This window comes from Bradyrhizobium sp. AC87j1, from assembly GCF_002936975.1.
Classification (GTDB): Bacteria; Pseudomonadota; Alphaproteobacteria; order Rhizobiales; family Xanthobacteraceae; genus Bradyrhizobium; species Bradyrhizobium shewense.
Genome location: NZ_PTFE01000001.1, coordinates 168,161 through 188,769, shown reverse-complemented (window position 1 = coordinate 188,769; position 20,609 = coordinate 168,161). Strand labels below are relative to the sequence as shown.

Annotated in this window: 18 protein-coding genes; 4 read left to right on the top strand and 14 right to left on the bottom strand. The window is 65.0% G+C overall.

Annotated elements, in window-relative coordinates:
* Window positions 1–2 precede the first annotated feature (2 nt).
* The 3 genes from CV770_RS00840 to CV770_RS00830 all read right to left on the bottom strand — a co-directional run bounded on the left by CV770_RS00840 (window position 3) and on the right by CV770_RS00830 (window position 3,085).
* Entirely contained in the window at window positions 3–830 is an 828-nt protein-coding gene (locus CV770_RS00840) for a carbohydrate ABC transporter permease (protein WP_018316074.1), read from the bottom strand.
* Between the two features lie 4 nt (window positions 831–834).
* Window positions 835–1,722 (bottom strand): carbohydrate ABC transporter permease, encoded by an 888-nt coding sequence (locus tag CV770_RS00835; RefSeq protein WP_104461008.1) that lies wholly within the window; start codon window positions 1,720–1,722, stop codon window positions 835–837.
* 61 nt (window positions 1,723–1,783) lie between these two features.
* Complete coding sequence (locus CV770_RS00830) at window positions 1,784–3,085, bottom strand: ABC transporter substrate-binding protein (protein ID WP_091952511.1); 1,302 nt, start codon at window positions 3,083–3,085, stop codon at window positions 1,784–1,786.
* A gap of 168 nt (window positions 3,086–3,253) precedes the next feature.
* Here CV770_RS00830 and CV770_RS00825 point away from each other — a divergent pair, with 168 nt between their 5' ends.
* Together CV770_RS00825 and CV770_RS00820 are read left to right on the top strand one after the other, a co-directional pair.
* Window positions 3,254–4,294, top strand: a complete 1,041-nt coding sequence (locus tag CV770_RS00825; protein WP_091952513.1) for a LacI family DNA-binding transcriptional regulator — start codon at window positions 3,254–3,256, stop codon at window positions 4,292–4,294.
* A 9-nt stretch (window positions 4,295–4,303) separates the two neighbouring features.
* A complete protein-coding gene (locus CV770_RS00820) occupies window positions 4,304–5,038 on the top strand; it encodes an SDR family NAD(P)-dependent oxidoreductase (RefSeq protein ID WP_104461007.1) in 735 nt (244 codons plus the stop codon).
* A 60-nt stretch (window positions 5,039–5,098) separates the two neighbouring features.
* On the opposite strand, the gene CV770_RS00815 is transcribed toward CV770_RS00820, so the two are convergent.
* The 9 genes from CV770_RS00815 to CV770_RS00775 form a co-directional block, all read right to left on the bottom strand.
* Window positions 5,099–6,430 (bottom strand): MFS transporter, encoded by a 1,332-nt coding sequence (locus CV770_RS00815; RefSeq protein WP_104461006.1) that lies wholly within the window; start codon window positions 6,428–6,430, stop codon window positions 5,099–5,101.
* Window positions 6,431–6,506: 76 nt separating this feature from the next.
* Entirely contained in the window at window positions 6,507–7,313 is an 807-nt protein-coding gene (locus CV770_RS00810) for an enoyl-CoA hydratase/isomerase family protein (RefSeq protein ID WP_104461065.1), read from the bottom strand.
* Between the two features lie 29 nt (window positions 7,314–7,342).
* A complete protein-coding gene (locus CV770_RS00805) occupies window positions 7,343–8,887 on the bottom strand; it encodes an AMP-binding protein (protein WP_104461005.1) in 1,545 nt (514 codons plus the stop codon).
* Window positions 8,880–9,398: a (2Fe-2S)-binding protein gene (locus CV770_RS00800; protein ID WP_104461004.1), complete on the bottom strand. Its 519-nt coding sequence runs from the start codon at window positions 9,396–9,398 to the stop codon at window positions 8,880–8,882. Before CV770_RS00800 ends, CV770_RS00805 begins: the two co-directional genes overlap by 8 nt.
* The gene (locus CV770_RS00795) at window positions 9,395–10,210 is read right to left on the bottom strand and encodes an FAD binding domain-containing protein (RefSeq protein ID WP_104461003.1); all 816 of its coding nucleotides are present in this window, start codon (window positions 10,208–10,210) and stop codon (window positions 9,395–9,397) included. The genes CV770_RS00800 and CV770_RS00795 overlap by 4 nt, the downstream gene beginning before the upstream one ends.
* Window positions 10,207–13,218, bottom strand: coding sequence for a xanthine dehydrogenase family protein molybdopterin-binding subunit (locus tag CV770_RS00790; RefSeq protein WP_104461002.1), 3,012 nt, complete (start codon window positions 13,216–13,218; stop codon window positions 10,207–10,209). Before CV770_RS00790 ends, CV770_RS00795 begins: the two co-directional genes overlap by 4 nt.
* A gap of 143 nt (window positions 13,219–13,361) precedes the next feature.
* A complete protein-coding gene (locus CV770_RS00785) occupies window positions 13,362–14,201 on the bottom strand; it encodes a helix-turn-helix transcriptional regulator (RefSeq protein ID WP_091952531.1) in 840 nt (279 codons plus the stop codon).
* Window positions 14,202–14,324: 123 nt separating this feature from the next.
* Window positions 14,325–15,758 carry a UbiD family decarboxylase gene (locus CV770_RS00780; protein ID WP_104461001.1) on the bottom strand — a complete coding sequence of 478 codons (1,434 nt, stop codon included), beginning with the start codon at window positions 15,756–15,758 and terminating at the stop codon, window positions 14,325–14,327.
* Between the two features lie 28 nt (window positions 15,759–15,786).
* Complete coding sequence (locus CV770_RS00775) at window positions 15,787–16,407, bottom strand: UbiX family flavin prenyltransferase (RefSeq protein ID WP_104461000.1); 621 nt, start codon at window positions 16,405–16,407, stop codon at window positions 15,787–15,789.
* A gap of 173 nt (window positions 16,408–16,580) precedes the next feature.
* Between CV770_RS00775 and CV770_RS00770 the strand changes: the two genes are divergently transcribed.
* Together CV770_RS00770 and CV770_RS00765 are read left to right on the top strand one after the other, a co-directional pair.
* Window positions 16,581–17,549: a LysR family transcriptional regulator gene (locus CV770_RS00770; RefSeq protein ID WP_165637142.1), complete on the top strand. Its 969-nt coding sequence runs from the start codon at window positions 16,581–16,583 to the stop codon at window positions 17,547–17,549.
* Between the two features lie 192 nt (window positions 17,550–17,741).
* Window positions 17,742–18,782 carry a Bug family tripartite tricarboxylate transporter substrate binding protein gene (locus CV770_RS00765; protein ID WP_091952540.1) on the top strand — a complete coding sequence of 347 codons (1,041 nt, stop codon included), beginning with the start codon at window positions 17,742–17,744 and terminating at the stop codon, window positions 18,780–18,782.
* Between the two features lie 128 nt (window positions 18,783–18,910).
* On the opposite strand, the gene CV770_RS00760 is transcribed toward CV770_RS00765, so the two are convergent.
* Window positions 18,911–19,960, bottom strand: coding sequence for a LacI family DNA-binding transcriptional regulator (locus CV770_RS00760; protein WP_104461064.1), 1,050 nt, complete (start codon window positions 19,958–19,960; stop codon window positions 18,911–18,913).
* A complete protein-coding gene (locus CV770_RS00755) occupies window positions 19,957–20,601 on the bottom strand; it encodes a ThuA domain-containing protein (RefSeq protein ID WP_104461063.1) in 645 nt (214 codons plus the stop codon). The genes CV770_RS00760 and CV770_RS00755 overlap by 4 nt, the downstream gene beginning before the upstream one ends.
* Between the last annotated feature and the right edge of the window lie 8 nt (window positions 20,602–20,609).

Here is a 20,609-nt window from a genome sequence, read left to right as displayed (position 1 = left end):
ACCTAGCCTTTCACCGCACCGAGCGTCAGGCCGGACACCAGCCAGCGCTGAACCAGGGCGGCCAGGACCAGCGGCGGCAATGCGATCAGCGTCGCCGCGGCCATCAGGGCGCCCCATTGCGTCGAGCCTTCGCCGATGAAATTGAAGGCAGCCGCGATCAGCGTCTTGGTGTCGCCATTGGACAGCACCAGCGCAAACAGGAAGTAGTTCCAAGAGAATACGAAGGCGAGTATGGCCGAGACGGCGATGCCGGACGCCACCAGCGGCAGCGCGATGCGCCAGAGGATGCGCGTGACGCTGCATCCATCCACCTGTGCCGCCTCGAACACGCTGCGTGGAATGGCATCGAACGACGGCAGCAGCACCCAGATCACGATCGGGAGCGTGATCACCGCGTGGCTGAGGATCAGCGCTGTGTACGATCCGATCATGCCGACCTGCCGGAACATGACGTACCACGGCAGCAGGAACAGCGTTCCGGGCGCCATGCGCGCCGCGAGCGTCAAGATCGCCGGCCACGAAATACGCGTCCAGGAAACGGCGAACGCGGCAGGGATTCCGAACAGGAGCCCGAGCGCCGTCGAGCCGACGGTGACGATCAGGCTGTTGAGGGCGTAGCTCAGGAACGGCGTCGTCTTGGTCAGCTCGACATAATTGTCCAGCGTCGGCGTGAAGATCAGTGTCGGCGGATAGGCCGTCACCTCGAAGGACGGCTTGAAGGAGGACAGCACCATCCAGACCGTTGGCGTCATGATGATAACGCCGGCCAGCACGAGCTGCACCAGGTTGAGCCAGCGTATCCAGCGGTCGGTGTTGACTGCGTCGGTCATGAGATCACCACGCCACTGCGCCGCGCAGGCGGTTGAAGGCGAGCACGGCGCCGAACACGATCGCGGTTAGCGTCAGCATCAACGCGCTGGCATAGCCGATGTTAAAGAATTCGAAGCCAACCCGGAAACCGTAGATATTGAGCGTATTCGAGGCGCTGCCGGGCCCGCCTTGGGTCGTGATGTAGATGATGTCGAAAAAGCGCAGGAGATCGACGCTGCGCAGAATGGCTGCAGTGACGATGGTCGGCAGCAGCAGCGGCAGCGTGATGCGCTGGAAGGTCTTGAACGCAGATGCGCCATCGATTTGCGCGGCCTCGTAGACGCTCGGCGGCAGAGATTGCAGGCCGCCGAGCACGATCAGGGCGACGTACGGTGTCCACTGCCAGCTATCGATCAACGCAACCGTCGGAATGACCCATGCCGGCGAGGCCAGCCAGTCCGACGGCGGCAGGCCGAGCGATTGCAGGATGTAATTGGCCGCGCCCAGCGACGGATCGAGGATCACTAGCCACATCATTCCGGCGACCACCGGCGGCATCATGAAGGGCGAGATGAACAGCGATCGCACGATCCCAGGAAGGCGCTTGGCATGAAACAGCACCAGCGCAAGCCAGACGCCGAAGACGAGCTGCAGCACCAGCGAGAGCACGAACAGCGCAATGGTGATCCACAACCCATGCCAGAACTCGACGTCGGACATCAGCTTCGTGTAATTGGCAAGGCCGGCAAAGGACTGCTTGCCGGTCGAAGAGAAAGTCTGGAAGCCGAGCCAGATCGTATAGACGACCGGAAATGCGATCATCGCGACCGTGAAGATCACGGCCGGCGCCGAGAGCGCCGCCATTTCCAGCTTCTGCCGGTCCTGCGTGAGTGTCGCAGCCGTGTCAGACATGTATTCCTGTCCTCGATCGAGTTAGGTGCCGGCCGGCGCGAAACCAGCCGGCACCGGGCGGTCAGTTCAGCGCGATCAGCGCGTCCAGCGCCTTGTCGGCGTCCGCGCAAGCCTGATCGACGGTCTTTTGCTTCAGGATCAAATCCTGCACCGCCTGACCAATGAACTCGCGCGATTGCGGATTGGCGACGATGGGATAGCCGACTTCGGACGAGCCCTTGGTGGCGAGCACGTCGAGCGCGGCCTGCCATTCCTTGCGCACCGGCTCCTCGTCGATCCACTTGCGATATTCGGGGTCCTTGGCGACGGACGGGCGCGGCGGGGCAATGCCCTGCAAAGCCATCTTCTTCTGCACCTCGGGGCTCGTTGCCCACTGCACGAAGTACCAGGCGGCATCCGGCTGCTTGCTGTGCGAGGACACCGCCATGCCCCAGCCGATCGTGGTCGGCACCTGGCCGGCCTCGCCCGCCGGGAACGGCAACAGGCCGGTGTCCTTCAGGCGCGCGCCGCCTTCCATCACCGTGCGCAATTCATTCGAGGATTCGAACGCCATCGCCGCGCGGCCGCCGCGATACAGCGCCGAAATCTGCTGGAAGCTGTAATTGACGACGCCGGGCGGTCCGAAGTCGCGCAGCAGTCGGCTATAGGTGTCGAGCGCCTCCTTGCCCTTGGCCGAGCACAGGCTCGACTTGCCGCTCGCGATATACGTGCCGCCGATATTGTGCAGCATGTTGCTGAAGGTGTAGGCGATCGCAGGTTTGAGGCCACGCGAGACGAACGGCGTCACCGTGCTGTCGCAGGTCTTGATCTTCTCGGCGGCGGCCTCGACGTCCTTGATGGTCTTCGGCGCCTCGAGGCCGCACTTCTTGAAGATATCGGTGCGGTAATAGAAAATCGGGCCCTCGATGTTCATTGGCATGCTGGTCAGCTTGCCGCCGAACGTCGCGGCCTTCAGCAAGGCCTGGCTCAACCCCGCCGGGTCATAGTCCTTGGCGACCTCGTTCTTGGCCATCGCGGTGAGATCGCCGTACCAGCCAGCAGCGGCGAACTGCTCGCCTTCGCGCGAGGGCAGCGTCATGAACACATCGACCTCGTCGCTGTTCGCATTCATGACGGTGACCAGACGCTGGCGCATCTGCTGTTCCTGATAGCCGTCGACCTTCAGGGTCATGCCGGTCAGCTTCTCGAAATCGGCCTTATAGGTGAGCAGCGCCTGCGAAACCGGATTGTTGTTGGCGAGAAAGGTGACGGTCTTGCCCTTGAACTTCATCCAGTCGAATTCGGCCGCGCGCGCCTGCGCGCTCACGGCGGCAATCGCAAGAACGGGCAACGCGACGCGCGTCGCGAGCATCCTGGCCTTCATCGAACTCTCCTCCCGCTGGCCGCCTTATGCTGTCGGCGTATTCTGTAAACGGTTACATCCTAAGCGCCGACGCACCTCTGTCAAGCGATGGACAATCGATATTTTGTGCGGCAATATTGCAGATATTCTCCTTGCCGCGCCCGCGATCCGAGATTGTAACGTTACATCATGAATCGACCGTCCGCCAAATTGACGAAGCAAGGCATCCGCGCCGTCGCGGCACGGGCCGGCGTGTCGACGGCATCGGTCTCGCGTGCGCTCAACAATCCCGATGCAGTGAGCCCGTCCCTGCGCGCGCGCATCGCGCAGGCAATCGAAGCCGTCGGTTACATCCCTCATGCGCCGGCCCGGATTCTGTCATCGCGGCGATCGCGTACGCTTGGCGCGATCGTACCGACGATCGACAACACGATGTTCGCGCGCGGCATCGCCTCACTGCAAAAATATCTCTCCTCGGTGGGTTACATGCTGTTTCTCACCACGAGCGGATACGATCTCGACGTCGAGCTGCAACAGGCCCGCAACCTGATCGGCCGCGGCGTCGATGGCCTCGTGCTGCGGGGCGACTGCCATCACGAAGGGTTGCGCAAGCTACTCGCGGACAATGCGGTGCCTTTCATCAATGTCGGGATCTATCAGCCCGACCGGCCCTACCCTTGCGTCGGTACGAACAACGAGGCCGCCGCCCATCGGGCGGCCGGGCATGTCATCGAGCTCGGCCATCGCCGGATCGGAATCGTTTCCGCTCTCCAGCGCAACAACGACCGCGCCGGCGCCCGCGTCGCCGGCTTTCGCCGCGCGCTCGCGGAGAACGGCCTGGAGCTGCCTCCGGAATGGCATGTCGAGGTGCCCTATACCCTGGACGACGCGCGCGAGGCGGCCCGCCATCTCCTCAACCTCAAGAATCGCCCGACGGCAGTGGTCTGCGGCAACGACGTCATTGCCTACGGCGTCCTGTTGGAAGCGGAGCGCAGCGGCTTTTCGGTGCCGCGTGATCTGTCGGTCGTCGGCTTCGACGACCTCGACTGGAGCCGCCATTTGCGACCGAGCCTGACGACGATTCACGTCCCAACCGACGAGACCTGGCAGCGCGCCGGAGAATATCTGGTGCGCAGCCTCGCCGGCGAGCAGACCATCATGCATCGTGAGATCGACTTCTCGCTGGTGGTCCGGGAATCGACGGCTCCCCCTCCGGCAATCCTGAAGTGAGATCCTCCGATGAGTACCAGCTTTTCTCTCACCTCCGGTTTTCATGCCGTCGTGATCGGCGGCGCCGGGGACATCGGCGCCGCGATCAGCAACCAGTTCTGCGACCTCGGGGCGACGGTGACCGCCACAGGCATCAATGACGCCGATCTCGCACGCTCCCTGCTCAAGCCGCGCGCCGGACTTGCGCTCACGACGCTCGATGTCACGAGCGATGAAGCCGTCGTGTCACTCGCCGGGCAACACCAACGCGTCGACGCGCTGATCAATTGCGCCGGCATCCTGGCGCGGGACAAGGAATACGAAATCGAGACCTTCACGAAAGTGCTCGACGTCAATCTCACGGGCACGTTCCGGACCTGCATGGCGTTCCGCTCGCAGCTGGCGAAGATGAAAGGCTCGATCGTCAACATCGCCTCGATGAATGCAACCTTGGCCCTGCCGCGAATTCCGGCCTATTGCGCCAGCAAGGGCGGCGTCGTGATGCTGACCAAGGCGCTGGCCCTGGCGTGGGCCGAAGACGGCATCCGCGTCAACGCCGTCGCGCCCGGTTATGTCGAAACCGCGATCAATGCCGCCGGCCGCACCGACCGCGCCCATTATGAGCGCATCGCCGACCGCACCGCGTTCAAGCGCTGGGGCCAGCCCGAGGACATCGCCGGTGCCGTCGCCTTCCTCTGCATGCCAGCCTCGCAATACGCGACCGGAACGGTGGTCGCGGTGGATGGCGGATTTCTTGCGGGCTAGCGGCAGCTGTCACACGTTCGCAAGCTGGCGCGGCCGCAGGTGCAGCCGCGCCGATCCAGCTCAGCGGAAGTTGCCCTTGGTCTCGGGGATCACGACCGCGCCGATCAAATAGATCACGAACACGCCGACCGCGAAGTAGGCCAGCGACATCGGAATCTCCGCGGGGCTGCCGCTTACCAGCGAAACGAACGTCGGCATCATACCGCCCAGCGCAAAGCCGATATTCCAGGACAGGCCGGTGCCGCTGGCGCGGAGCGCCGTGGGGAAACGTTCGTTCAGGAAGATCAGCACCGGCGCATAACCGGCATTACCGATGAAGGCGATGGCAAGCGCATAGAGCGTGATCTGCGTGGTGTCCTTGGTCGTGGCTAGGTTCAGATAGCATAGCGGCAACAGCACCGCCGCCAGGACCCCGATCAGCAGGAACGTCTTCTTGCGGCCGATGAGATCGCTCAGCGCGCCGACCAGCACCGCGGCGAAGAACGCCGAGACGCTGGCGCCCATCAGGATCAGCGAGGAGGTCTGGTTCGGAACCGCGTTGATGACTTTCAGGAAGCTCGGCAGATACCCCGAGGTCAGATAATAACCGGCGCCGCCGCCGAAGGTAATGAGCAGGTTGATCAGCAGGACGCCGCGATACTCACGCGACAACACATCCTTGACTGGCGCCTTCGAGACCGTCGCCTGCTTATTGCCCTGCTGGCGCTTGAGCTCCTTGAAGTAGGGAGATTCTTCAAGATTACGGAAGATGAACCAGCCGAGCAGCGAGCTCAGCAGCCCCGAGAAGAACATGAAGCGCCAGCCCCAGACGGCAAAGGCATCTCCGGGGAATACCGAGGACGTGATCAGGAAGATGAAGGACGCCAGCAGCGCGCCAATGCCGGCGCCGCCGCCGCCGACCAGACCCGACATCGCGCCGCGCCAATGGGGCGGCACCGATTCCGTGCCGATCGTGTGGGTCGAGGCCACCACGCCACCGACGAACACGCCCTGCACCAGGCGCAGAATCAGGAACACGATGGGAGCGATCACGCCGACTTGCGCGATGGTCGGCAGCAGGCCGAACGCGGCCGTGCTGATGCCGACGCCGACGATGGCGATCAGCATGGCCTGCTTGCGGCCGTGCACGTCGGCGTAGTGCCCGAACACCGCCGAACCGAGCGGCCGCATCAGCAGCGTAACGGCGAACGAACCGTAGACCGCGGCGAGCGACAGCGCAGCATTGCTCGACGGAAAGAACAGCGCGCCGACCACCGGCGCTACATAGAGCAGAATGAACAAATCGAACAGGTCGAGCGCCCATCCGAGCACTGACGCGATGATCGCATTGACCATCTGCTTGTTATCCGTCGATGCCCGTGCACCGGCGACCGGCATATCCATCTCAGCCATTTTGTTTTACCCTCCCCGTTTGAATAGGACCGCGGTCCGCGCCATTGCGAACCGCGGCAGCTTGTTGCGTCGCGTATCAACGGCCGACGAATTTCGGCGGACGCTTGGCGTTGAAGGCCTCGACGCCTTCCTTGAAATCGTCCGACTGGCGCAGGCGGCTGTAGCAGTGCCCCTCGAGCTCGATGGCGATAGCGAGTGTCGAATTCTCGGTATCGTTGAGGAGTTTTTTGGCGGTACGCTGCGCCAGTGGCGAGAAGCTGCGGAGCTCGTCGACGAGCTTGTCGGTCGCCTTCTCCAGTTCGGAATCGGGCACGCATTCGGTGGCGATGCCCCACTCCAGCGCCTGCTTCGCCGAGATGCGCTTGGAGCGCATCACGATGTCCTTGGTGCGGGTGATGCCGACCATCTTCTGCAGCCGCGCCGACCCGCCGGAGCCCGGAATCTGGCCGAGCTTCTGCTCGGGCAGCGCGTACTGCGTGGTCTCCGAGGCGATACGGAAGTCGCAGGCCAGCGACAGCTCGAAGCCAACGCCGAAACAATAGCCGCGATTGGCGACGATAATAGGCTTGGCGCAACGCGCCGGCGCGGCGATGTTCCAGGCGAGCTTGGAAACGTGCTCGGGGCTCGCTTCCATGAAGCCTCCGATGTTCCCGCCGCTCGAGAAATGCTCGCCCTCACCGCGCAGCACGATGATGCGCACGCGCGGATCCTCGTCCAGCGTCTCGAAGGTCAGCCGGAGCTGGTCGCGCTGCGGCATCGCCACGACGTTGTAGGGCGGACGTCCCAGAATGATGTCCGCGCGCTCATGCGCCTCATCGATCTCGACCTTGAACCCGTCGAGCTTGGCAAGCCGGGGATCGGCAAAAGTATAGGGTGACGGCATTTTCGCTTCCTTCTGTTGATGCGTGACGATCAAGCGGCGTCTGATGGAGGCCGACGCTCGGTCTCGTATTCTCCGGCGACGAGCAGGCGCCGCAGCAGCTTGCCGACCGGCGATTTCGGAATCGCGTCGACGAAGACGTAGCGGCGCGGCCGCTTGAAGTTGGCGAGACCCGAGGTGCGGCAGAACTGCTCCAGTTCGATCTCGGAAACGTTGCGATTGCGCTTGACGAAGGCGGCGACGACCTTGCCCCATTTTTCGTCGGCCACACCGACCACGGCGACCTCGTCGACCCCGGGATGCAGCGACAGGCAGCTCTCGATCTCGACAGGAGAGACGTTCTCGCCGCCGGTGATGATCATGTCGTCGACGCGGCCCGTGACGAACAGGTCGCCGTCGGGATCGACGAAGCCGGTGTCGCCGGTGAAATACCAACCTTCGCGCAACGATTTGGCGTCGGCTTCGGGGCGGCGCCAGTAGCCCTCAAAAGCCTCGTCGCCCGCGAGCGTGGCGATGATCTCGCCCTCCTCGCCGACCGCGGCAAGCTCCGTCACCGAACGCGCACCGATGCGCACGACCTTGACGTGCTGGTTCAGCCCGGCCTTGCCTGCCGAGCCGGGCTTTGCGGCGGCGTTCTGATCGATCGTGAAGGTGTAGATCTCGGAGCTGCCGTAATGATTGACGAACAGCTCCGGCCTGAAGGCCTCGTTCAGCTTCTTCAGCAGGCCATCCGTCATCGAGGCGCCGGCAAAGCCGAGCTTGCGCACGCTGGAGACGTCGGTCCGGGCAAAGGCCTCGTGATGGACGAGATCGTGATAGAGCGTCGGCACCAGATAGAGATTGGTGATCCCTTCCCGCTCGATCAGCTCCAGCGCCTGGCGGCTGTCATAGCGCGGTAGGCAGATGAAGCTGCCGCCGATCAGCGACATCGCGAGCAACGAGCGGACGCCCATGGTGTGGTAGAGCGGCATCACGCCGAGCGTGCGCTCGCCGCGGCCGTAGAGATTTTGCGCGACATGGGCGATCGCCGCGGCACGCTCGGCGCGATGACGCCGCGGCACGCCCTTCGGCCGCGAGGTCGTGCCCGATGTGTAGAGCATGATCGACCAGGCATCAGAGCCGACGCACGGCTCGGCGTCGGGCGCGCTGCCCCTGATCAGATCGGCAAAGCCTGTCGCCTCGCCTGTGCCCGGATCGACCGACACGCGTAGCAGCCGGCCGGCGAGCGCCGAACCCTGCACCGCCTCAGCAGAAACATCCTGGTAGAAAACCGCGCGGGCTTCGGCGTTCTCGATGCAGAAGTCCAGCTCGTCGGCCTTGGCTCGCCAGTTGATCGGGGTGATTACGAGTCCTGCGAACTGGCAGGCCCAATGCAGCGTCGCGGCCTCCCAGCGGTTTTGCAGCAGCGTGACGACGTGGTCGCCGGGCTTGAGGTCCAGGCGACCGAAGGATGCGACCAAAGCAGAGATCTTGTCGTACCATTGCCGGTAGGTCAGGCGGAGATCGCCGTCGACCAGCGCGATGGCGCGCGGATCGCGCGCGGCGCTGGCCATGAAGCTGCTGGCGAGATCAAGCATCTGACGTCTCTTTTTTCGATGAAGCGAGCTGGGCGGCGGCTTCGAGGGCCGCCTGGATGATCGGCGTGTAGCCGGTGCAGCGGCACAGATGCCCGCTGAGAAGATCGCGAATCTCCGCCTCGGTCGGCGCCGGGTTCCTGGCGAGATAATGATCGAGCGACATCAGGATGCCGGCGGTGCAGAAGCCGCACTGGAGCGCGTGGTGGCGGCGGAAGGCCTGTTGCAGCACGCCGAGGCGATCGGCCGCGGGTGCAAGCCCTTCAACCGTCTTGATCTCGCAGCCGTCGACCTGCGCCGCCAGGGTGAGGCAGGAACGGGTCAGCATGCCGTCGACGACGACCGTGCAGGCACCGCAGACGCCGTGCTCGCAGCCGACATGGGTGCCGGTGGCGCCCAACTGGTGCCGCAGGAAATCGGACAGCAGCGTCCGAGGCTCGGCTTCCCCCGCGACGGGCTCGCCATTCAGCGAGACGTGGATGGGATGGCGGGCGTCGGATTTGAGACGGGTCATCGCAGAACCTCGCCGATCAGATCGCGGCCGATCATGCGCACGAGGTCGCGGCGATAGCGCGCGGTGGCATGAACGTCGTCGCGCGCACCGAGCTCGTAGGCAAAGGCGTTGAGGGCATCGTCGAGCGCGCTGCCCTCAAGTCGCGGCCAGTCCCGCGCGGTTGGGACGTCCGCAACGCCGCCAACCGCGAGGCGGACGCCCGATGGCGTCTTCATCGCGGCGCAGGCCACGATGGCAAAATCGCCGTGCCGGCGCGCGACCTCGCGGAACGCGAAGTTAGATCCATTGATGACCGGAAGCGAGATGCCCTCGATCAGCTCGTCGTCGCTGCGCGCCGTCAGCATCGTGCCGGCGAAGAAATCCTTGGCCGCGACGCGGCGACGGCGCCTGGCACTGCGCAAAAGCACCTCGCCGCCGAGCGCGACCAGCGCGAGCGGCATCTCGGCGCTGGGATCGGCATGCGCGAGCGAGCCGCAGATGGTGCCGCGGCTGCGGGTCTGCATGTGACCGACGCAGGGCAGCGCCAACGCCACCAGCGGCAATGCCTCGGCCAGATCCGGCCAGGCCAGCAGATCGGCCTGGCGCACGCCGGCACCGATGACGACGGCATCGGCTGTCCGCTCGATCTTGCGGAGCTCCCGGATCCGCATGATATCGATCAGAAGCTTCGGCTTGGCCAGGCGCATATTGAGCATCGCCATCAGCGATTGTCCGCCGGCGAGCACACGGGCATCGCCGCCATGCTGCGCGAGCCCATCGAGGACATCACCGACAGTTTCGGCGCGGAGATAGTCGAATGCGGGCGGCTTCATCGGCGCCCCCCGAACCGGTCGGCGAATTTCGCCAGCAGAGCGAACAGCGAGAAGCCGCCCGAGGCATCACCACCGCCGCCGGCCTTGCGGGCGAGCGCTGCGAAGAACTGGCCGATGATCACCCGCGTCGCGCCGTCGAGCAGCCGGCCGCCGATGCTTGCGATCTTGCCGCCGATCGCGGCGTCATAGCTGTAGGTCAGCTTCGTCCCGCCGCTGCCGTCGGGCGCGAGCATGATGCGCCCCTCGGCGCTGCCGAAGCCGAGCGCGCCGGTGGCGCCGCCGCGCAAGGTGACCGCGCGCGGCGGATCGAGATCGAACAGCTCCACGTCGGCGCGATAGCGCCCGGTGACGGGTCCGATGCCGAGCGTGACGTCGGCGCGGAAATGCGTCTCGGTGATCTTGTCGACGCGCCGGCAGCCGGGAATGATCGATTGGAGCGTGGCGGGATCGAGCAGCATGGCCCAGACCTGCTCGGGCGTCCCCCTCACCGAGGCCTGCCCTTCGCCGCGAAGCCGCCGATCCGCTTCGCGCGCAGGCACCGCAGCCACGCCCCCCGCGGGAGGCGGCGGCTCGGCGCCGCGCACCAGCTCGGCAAGCCGCGCGGGCACCAGAGGCAACGTGATGTCGGCAACGCCGAGCGCATCCGCGACCGCATTTGCGAGGCAGACCGGCGTCGACATGCAATTGCCTTCGCCGACGCCTTTCGCGCCGAGTGGCGTAAACGGCGACGGCGTCTCCATGTGGAAGATCTCGGGCTCCGGCACTTCGGTGGTGGTCGGCAGCAAATAGTCCGCCAGCGTTCCGGTCAGAAAGCTGCCGTCCTCGGCGTAGGCATATTCCTCGTAGAGCGCGGCACCGAGCCCCTGCGCGAAGCCGCCACGGATCTGGCCATTGACCATGCCGGGATGCAGGATGGTGCCGCAATCATGCATCGTGACGTAGCGGTCGATCCGCGTCTGCAGAGTGGTGCGGTCGATCTCGACGCCGCAGAAGTCGAAGATGAAGCCATGGCACAGCGAGGAGTTGATGCGGTCGTCCTCGCCGGGCGGCGTCAGCTCCGGCGGCGTCCAGAACACAGTCTCACGGATGGTCTGACCGCCATCGTCAGGCAGCGAGCCCGGCGACCAATGACTGAGCGCGGCGACACGCGAGAACGCGATCCGGTTTTCCGGATTGTGCCTGGAGGCAACGAAGCCCTTAGCAAACACGATGTCCGCAGCTTCGACGTTCAACTGGCTGGCGGCGATGCGGGCGAGACGGCCGGCAATGCGCTCGGCTGCCAGTTTTGCCGTGCCGGCCACCGCGGCGGCGAAGCGGCTGGCATAATTTCCCGACGCGATCGACCAGGCATCCTTGGCGGTATCGATCTCGGTGTTGACGCGGATGTCCTTCGGCTCCAGGCCGAAGACGTCGGCTACCACTTGCGACAGCACGGTGCGATGACCCTGCCCCTGCGGCACGGAGGCGACATGAACAGTGACGCTGCCGACCGGATCGAGTCCGATAGTGGCGGTCGCCTGCGCCCCGTTCTTCGGCCCGGCCTTGCGGCGCTCGGCCGCGGTCAGCACCGTTGTGATATAACCCATATTGGAGACGCTGGGCTCCACCACCGCCGTGAAGCCGATCCCGTAGAGACGCCCCTCTGCCCGCGCCGCGTCGCGCCGCGCCTTCAGTTCCGCAAGTTTGCCCTGCTCGACCGCGCGCGCGATCGCATCCTGGTAGTTGCCGGAATCGAGCAACGCGCCGGTCGCGGTGCGATAGGGAAAGGCACCTGCCTCGATCAGATTGCGCTTGATGACATCGAGCGGATCGAGACCGAGCCCGATCGCAATCCGCTGCATCAGGCGTTCCAGCGCGAAATAGACCTGCGGCCCGCCGAAGCCGCGGTTGAGGCCGGTCGGTGTCTTGTTGGTGACCACGACGCGATTACGGATCCTGACGTGGCCGATGTCGTAGGCCCCCGTCATGTTGCCGTGCATGCGGTAGAGCGTGGCCGGCTCGGGCGCGCGCAAATGCGCGCCGCAATCCTCGACCTGGTCCCAGTCGAGCGCGAGGATCTTGCCGTCGGCAGCAACCGCCGCGGCCAAGGTCGTCGCGCGGTTGGTCGCCGACACCGACGCCGGGAGATGCTCGAGCCGGTCCTCGATCCACTTCACCGGCCGCCCCGTGACGCGCGCAGCAGCTGCGATCAGAACGATGTACGGAAACACGCCCTGCTTGACGCCAAAGCTGCCGCCGGAATCCGGCGGCGTGCGCAGCCGCAGCCGATTGCCCGGAACTTTCAGTGCACGCGCAATCACGGTGTGGATGCTGAAGGGCCCTTGAAAATTCGCGAGAACCTCAAAGGCATCCTCGCCGGCATCATGCGAGGCAACGACGCCATAAGTCTCTATCGGCGTGCAGCAGTTGCGGGGATAGCGGATGTCGATGGAGAAGCGATGCGGCGCATCCGCAAACGCTTTTTCAGGATCGCCGTAGCGAAACGCGCGGTCGCTGGCGAGATTGCCGGGAAAGCCGTCATGCAGAACGGGCGCACCTGGTGCTATCGCTCCGAGCGGATCGACTGTGGCCGCTCGTGGGCGATACGCGACATTGATGAGTTCGGCCGCATCTTCGGCGCGGGCACGATCGGTCGCCACGATCACGGCGACCGGTTCGCCGACATAGCGCACGCGCTCGACCGCAATCGGCCAGCACTCGACCGGCGCCTTCACACCGACGACGAGACTTGTGGTGACCGCCTTGATCTGTTCGCCGGTCAGGACCGCGGCAACGCCCGGCAGCCGCCTGGCCGCTTCAACGTCGATCGAAACGATATCGGCGTGCGCGTGCGGCGAGCGCAGGATCGTCGCATGCAGCGTGCCCGGCTGGACGCCGAGGTCGTCAATGAAACGGCCGCGGCCACTGAGCAGCGCGGCATCCTCGACGCGCTCGATTGAACGCCCGACCCACGGCTTGTCGCCGCTCTGATCAACCGAATTTGCGGATTGAACCGCAGCCTGCACCATGTCCCGGCATACCTCCCGACGCGTTCTCTGACGCGACGGCGACGTTTGTCAGGACAGGAGGCGCGAGGGCCATACCGCCCGCTCTCACGACTTACCAAATCGTCTCATTCGAGAGCGTGCAGCGCAATATCAGCCCGCAAGGATCAGCCCGCGAGGCGCGAGACGTTGCGAAACTCGCGCGGGCTAACACCGGCATGATCGCGGAAGAAGCGCGTGAAATGCGCAGGCTCCGGAAAGCCAAAGCGCTCGCTGAGCTCGCCGAGCGGCGTGTCCTCGCGCATCACCGCGTCGAGCGCGCGCTCCATGCGGACGACGTTGAGGTAAAGCTTCGGCGAAACGCCGAGCGAGGTCTCGAACAGGCGGAAGAACTGCGCGCGCGACAGGCCCGCGCCCTTCACGAACTGATCGACGTTGGCGTAGGAATCGTTCACGCGCATCGCGTCCATCGCGCGGCGGATCCGCCAGTCGCAGCTCACCGCGCTCATGCCGCGGATCGAGGTCGGAAAGCTGCGCCAGGGCGTGAAGCGCTCGATCACCGCGATCATGAGGTCCGAAAGGGTCTGCTCGTGGGTTCGCACCGCATCGGGATTCGCCATCATTTCGGCCGCAAGATGCAGCGTGAGTTGCCGAATGCGCGGCGAGACTTCGCCCGAGGGACGCTCGAAAAAGCCGGGCGCGCCGCTCGCGGCCCATCCGGGTCGGAACTCCTTCAGCCATTCCGGCTCGATATAGAGCGCCATGATGAGCGTGCGCGGGCGATTGACGTCATGCACATAGGCATGCGGCTTCCAGCCGTCGACGAGAACGGCGGCCGTGTCCGTGAGCGGCGTGACCTGGTCGCCGACCAGAAACTGGGTGTCGGCGCCCTCGACCTTGAGCAGGACGTGGCAGTGATGATGAGCGTGGCGGACCAGCGAACGGTCCATGTCGAGCAGAGCGACCCTGCCGAAAGCGCCATGAGCGATGCGCAGGGCCGTCGACATCAGTTTCTTCCTCCCGGCGTTGCGCCGCAAAATGGTTGCCTTGCTGGTGCGGCACTATAGGCCGCCCCAGCTACTATTCCAACGGCGCAAACGGACGCAAGCCGCTTCCGGGCGATAACCCGCTCACATCCGCGCCTCCGCAAGAAGGCGCGCGACCGCAGCGCCCGGATCGGCCTGCAACGCTGTCGTCAGGTCGACGTCCTCCTCGCCCTTGACGCGGATGCGCTTGAAGGCGAGATCGGACGCGCTGACCGGCGCTGTCGCATCGAGGCCCATCTTGGCGCCGATACCGTCATCCGTGGTCGGATCGAGTTTCGAGCCGAGCGCGCCGGCGACGACCATGAGATCGCGGTCGGCCTGGAAGCGCGTCGCCACCGCCCATTCGATCTCCTCGGAGGAGGAGATATCGACGTCCTTGTCGACCACAACCACCTGCTTGATGTCGTAATGCGCGCCGAAGGCGCACATCATGACGTTCTTCGGCTCGCCCTCATTGGTCTTGTCCATCTTGATCGCGAGATGATAGCGGCAGGTGCCGCCGCGCGTGAGGCGAACATCCAGCACGGTCGGGAAGCTGCGGCGCAGATGCTGGAGCAGCGTCGCTTCGCGCGGCACGCCGCCGAGGATCAGGTGCTCGAAACCGCCGCCGACGATGGTGTGGAAGATCGGCTTGGCGCGATGCGTGATGGCATCGACTTCGATCACCTCGCGATTGGCGCGCGGGCCATAATATTGAGGGAACTCACCGAACGGGCCCTCCGGCTCGCGCACGCCTTGCAGGATCCGTCCTTCAATCACGATCTCCGCATGGGCGGGAACGCGAACCGAATTGGTGCGACATTTGACGACGTCCACGGGCGAGCCGAGCAGCGCGCCCGCAATCGCCATCTCGTCCTCGTCCAGCGCGGCAATCGCCTGCGAAGCCAGCAGCAGCGCCGGATGCGCGCCGATGACGATGGCGATCTCCAGCGCCTGGCCCAGCTCTTCCGCGATGCGATAGTAAGAGAACGTGTGCCGCGGCAGCAACAGAACGCCGATACGATTCTTGCTGCTGACCTGACAACGGTGAATCGAAACGTTCTGAACGCCGGTCTTCGGATTGCGCGCGATCAACAGGCCGGCCGTGATATAGGGACCGCTATCGCGTTCATTGTGCTTCGGCACCGGAAGTTGTCGGAGCAGGTCGATGTCGTCGTGAACGACCTCCTGCACTGGACCGTCCGGAACCTCGCGGGTCGGCAGCGGATTGCTTGCGGCGGCAAGGAATCGCGGCAGCAACTGGTCCTCGGTGACGCCGATGGAATCGGCGACCCAATCACGACCGGCAAACAGGTTGGCGATGACGGGAATCTCGTGCCCATCGGGACGCGGGAACAGCACCGCGCTGTCGCGCTCCAGCCGCTTCGCGATGGCGGCGAGCTCATCGGTCAGCGCAATACCCTCGCGGGCAATCGCGAGCTTGCCGCGCTCGGCGAGGTAAGCAAGCCAGGCACGCAGATCGGCCGGTGCGTTCGTGCTCTTCGCCGAATTTTGCCTCGCCGAATTTTGAATTCGCATCTGACGTACCTCTCCTCGGGCATTCGGGTCAGGGCGCGATCTTGCGCAGCGACGGCGAGCGGCGCTTGAGCGCTTTGTCCTCACCCCAGCGGCGCACCACGCCGATATCGATATCGAAGAGGTCGAGCACCCGGCCGACGGTGTGCTCGACCATGTCTTCGAGATTCTCGGGTTTTGCGTAGAAGGCGGGCACAGGTGGCGCGATGATCGCGCCCATCTCTGATAGCGCCGTCATCGTCCTGAGATGCCCGGTGTGCAGCGGGGTCTCGCGCACCATCAGCACCAGGCGCCGGCGCTCCTTGAGCACAACATCGGCGGCGCGGGTCAAAAGCGTCGTGGTGACGCCCGAGGCGATCTCGGACATCGAGCGCATCGAGCATGGCGCCACAATCATGCCCGCGGTACGGAACGAGCCGCTCGAGATTGCCGAAGCCATGTCGTCGATCGCATGGCTGACATTGGCGAGCTCCCTCACCTCCGCGATCTTCAGGTCGGTCTCGTAGGCAAAGGTCTGCTCGGCCGTCTTCGACATCACCAGGTGAGTCTCGACGCCGGCATTGCGCAGGAGTTGCAGCAGGCGCACGCCATAGGTGACGCCCGAGGCGCCGGAAATGCCGATGATCATCCGCTTGGGCGCTGCGTGCTGCATATGTCTGATTTCGCTCCCGTGGGCACGTACCCTCGAGGTCACGTGGCCGGCCGCAAAACTAGGCAATCTCGGCCATCACAACAAATAATGATTGATTATATCGCTCATCATCGGAGATGATGGCTCGCGAGCGAGTTGGTGAACGAAGGACTGGCCCCGTGGAACTCAGGCAGATGCAATATTTCCTGTGCCTGGCCGATGAAAAGAACGTCACGCGGGCCGCGCGCCGGCTCAACATTGTGCAGCCGGCGCTCAGCATGCAGATCGCCAAGCTCGAGGCCGAGCTCGGCCAAAAGCTGTTCGACCGCAGCGTCCAGGGCATGACGCTGACCAGCGCCGGCGAGGCGCTGGTGCGGCTGACGGCGCCGATCGTCCGCGATGCCGAGTATGCGCGCCAGGAGATGGCCCAGCTGGGCGGACGAATTTCGGGCCGCGTCTCGGTCGGGCTGATCACCTCGGTCGCGCAGAGCACCATGGCAAGCTCGTCGGCGACTGTCGCGCGCCGCTATCCCGAGATCATCCTCTCCGCGTGCGAAGGCTACACCGAGACGCTGGTCGACTGGGTCAACAGCGGCCAACTCGATTTCGCGCTGATCAACGTGCCGCGCCGAAGGACGCCACTCGCCGCGCATCACATCATGGACGAGGAGATGGTGTTCGCCTGCCGCAAGGACGGCCCGATCCGGCCGCCGGCCAAGCTGCGCTTTGACCACATCGCGAATTTCGATCTGGTGCTACCCTCGAAGCGCCACGGCCTGCGGCTGATCCTGGACGAGCACGCCGCAGCCCTCGGCATCGACCTGCGGCCGCGCCTGGAGCTCGACACCCTGCCCGCCCTCTGCGACGTGATCGCGACCACCGATTTCGCGACCGTGCTGCCGACCATCGCGCTCCGGCAGTCGCTGGCTAGCGGGACCATTCGAGCCCACCGTTTCGACGCGCAACGGATCGTTCGCTCTATCGCCTGGGTGCATCACCCGCGGCGAGCGGTCTCGGTTGCGGCCAAGGCCGTGCTGGACGTCATCAGCCACGATCTGGCGCAGGCCGCGGCGGTGGCAAAGGAGTTGGCTGAACCTGGCTCCGGCGGCGCAGCCTCGTCATCCCGCAAGCAACGTCGCAAGGCTGGGAAGACGATTTCCTGAATTCCGAACGCTTACCCGGACAAAATGAGACGGGCTGGTAAGTTTCGAGACGAGCCGGCATGACGGTCACGTCAAGCCGCTAACTACGGTCCAGGCGCAGAAAATCGCGGCCTGGCGCTCCTCCCGGACATTCTTGTCGCGGACGCTCCCAAGGCTCGCAGAACAAGACACGGTCGGGAGATTCAGTCCGAGATGGCAAGGTTCGGTCACAGCAAGATCACGGACGGCACAGCGCCGCACGTTGAAGGATTTCACCCTGACCGCAGGTCTTTGCTCTCGCTCGGCCTGGGCGCGGCTCTCTCCGCCACAGGGCTGCGTCCCGCGCAAGCCCAAGACTACCCCGCGCGTCCGATCCAGGTGCTCGTGCCCTTCGCAGGCGGCAGCGCCAGCGACGTCATCACGCGCATCCTGCTTAACCGCATGTCGGCGTCATTGGGACAGGCCTTCGTGGTCGACAATCGCCCAGGCGCCGGCGGCAATATCGGTACCGCGGCCGCTGCACATGCCGCCCCGGACGGCTACACGTTGCTGATGAGCACATCGGGCCCACTGGCCGCGAACCGATCATTATACAAGGAGCTGCCCTACGATCCGCTGAAGGATTTCGCCCCGATCGGACTGTTCGCCACGTTGCCGAATGTCATCGTGATCAATTCGAGGCTGCCGCCGAAATCACTGCACGAGCTGATCGAGTACACCAAGGCCCGCCCCCGGGAGCTGAACTACGGGACGGTCGGAGTCGGCTCGTCGCAGCACCTTGCGGCTGCCTATTTCGAGCAGCTCACGGGCACCGAGATCACCCACGTTCCTTACCGCAACATCGCTGCTTACACGCCGGACTTCATCGCGGGCCAAGTCCCGCTCGGCTTCCAGCTCTTGCCGAACGTCATCGGTCTGATCAGGAGCGGCGATGCGCGCCCGCTCGCAGTTGCCAGCGACAAACGCATGACGGCGCTGCCGGACGTGCCGACCGCGGCCGAGGCTGGCCTGAAGGATTACGAGAGCGCGGCGTGGCTTGCCCTGCTCGCGCCCGCGGGCACCGGCACCGCCGTTATCGATAAGCTCTATGCCGCCATGATCGAAGCCATGAACGATCCGAAGTTGCGCACCCTCCTGGTGGAGCAGGGCGCCGAGCCCCTGGTGATGGCCCCCCAAGGTCTGAAGGATTTCATGACCGCGGAAACCACAAAATGGGCCGGGATCATCAAGAAGATCGGCATCGAGCCGATGTGACTTCCAGCTGTTGTGTGATCGTCAGCCTTTCTGCGCGATCCGCCACCCGCGCCCTGCTCGCCCAAAGCTCGCTCGCCGACCGGCCCGCGCTTGGCTCAACGCAGTGGCGCTGGCGGTATGAGCTCGCCTTACGGCAGATTGTCCCGCAGAAAAATGTCGATGCGGATGCGTTCTTGGTCGGCGCTGATTGGCTCGCCCGAACAATGCGCGAGCAGAATGCGTGCCGCAGAGCGCGCCTCGTGCCCGGGATCCTGATTGATCACGGCATCGAGGGTGCCGCGAACCAGGAAACGCCGGGTGTATTGGGTCAGCTCATGGGTGATCCAGACCACCTCGCGAGCGCGGCCCGAGGCCTCGAGCGCATCGGCGATGCCGCGGTTTCCGGCGCCGCAGCAGTATATGCCGCGAAGATCGGCATGGCGCGCGAGCAGCGCGGCCGTAAGCTCCCGCGTGCGGTCGCTGTCGTCGCGGCCCTCGATGACCGGTAGCGCGGGCAGGTTCGGATACTCGCTGGACAGGATCTGATGGAAACCGAACTGCCGTTCAGTGTGATCGCGCAGCGACAGCGACCCCGCGATCACGGCGACCGTCCCCTCGCACCCAGCAAGGAAGCGCCCCATCAGCGTCGCGGCAGTGCGGCCTGCGGCGGGATTGTCGATGCCGACATAGTGCAGGCGGCGCGAGCTTGGCGCGTCCGACACGAGGGTCACCACGGCGACCCCGCGTCCGACGAGCTCGTCGATCGCGGCCCGAACCCTGGGATGATCGAGCGCGATGACGGCGACGCCCTGGTAGGCCGGCGACAGGGTTTCCAGCGCGCCGGCGAGCACATCCGGATCGAACACGTCGACATGGAGAATGTCGATGAAGCCGCGCTGGCCCGCGAGCCAGTCCGCCGTGCGCAGGACCTGCTCGCTCAGATTGGTCATGAAGCTGTTGCTGCCGGTCGGCAGCACGAAGGCGAAGCGGAACGTCTGCCCGCGGGCGAGCCGCGCCGCCGCGACGTCGGCGCGATAGCCGAGTTTTGCCACTGCGGCCTCGACACGCGCGACGGTCTTGGCGCGCACGCCCTCGCGCCGGTTGACGACGCGATCAACGGTCGCGAGCGAAACGCCGGCGGCACGGGCGACGTCCTCGAGCGTGGCACGAATCGCCGGCTGCGTCGCCCCTCCCGTCATTCGCGCGCCGCCCACAGCATGCCGCGGGTCATCAGTGTCCGGATCTCCGGCACGTCGAGCTCGTAGGCACGGTGGCCGAGCGAGGAATAGAACACCCTGCCCGCGCCGTAGCGCTTCTTCCAGACCACGGGCATCACCGCGCCCTCGATCCACGGCGCGTGCTCGCCGGTGAAGGTCGTCGTCGCCAGCACCTCGTTGGCGGGGTCGACATGCATGTAATATTGCTCGGAACGATGTTCGAAACTGTTCAGGCCCTTCATGATGGGGTCATCCGGCTTCGTCAAGTCGACCTTGTAGTCGATGATGTTGCCGGGATGGGCGACCCACTGCCCGCCGCACATGAACTGGTAGTCGACGGAATCGCGGAACGCGTCGCACATGCCGCCATGATGACCGGCGAGCCCGACGCCGCTCCGCACTGCGGCGCAGAGATTGAGCGCTTCCGCCTTCTCGATCTTCGACATCGTGTAGATCGGGATGATCAGCGACATGTCGTGGATCGCGGGATCGGCGAATGCCGCCGTCGTCGTCTCGATCCGCACCTCGAAGCCTTCCGCCTTCAGCCAGCCGCGAATCATCGAGGCGCAGAGATCCGGATCGTGTCCCGGCCAGCCGCCCCATACAATCATTGCCTTGCGCATGGTCATTC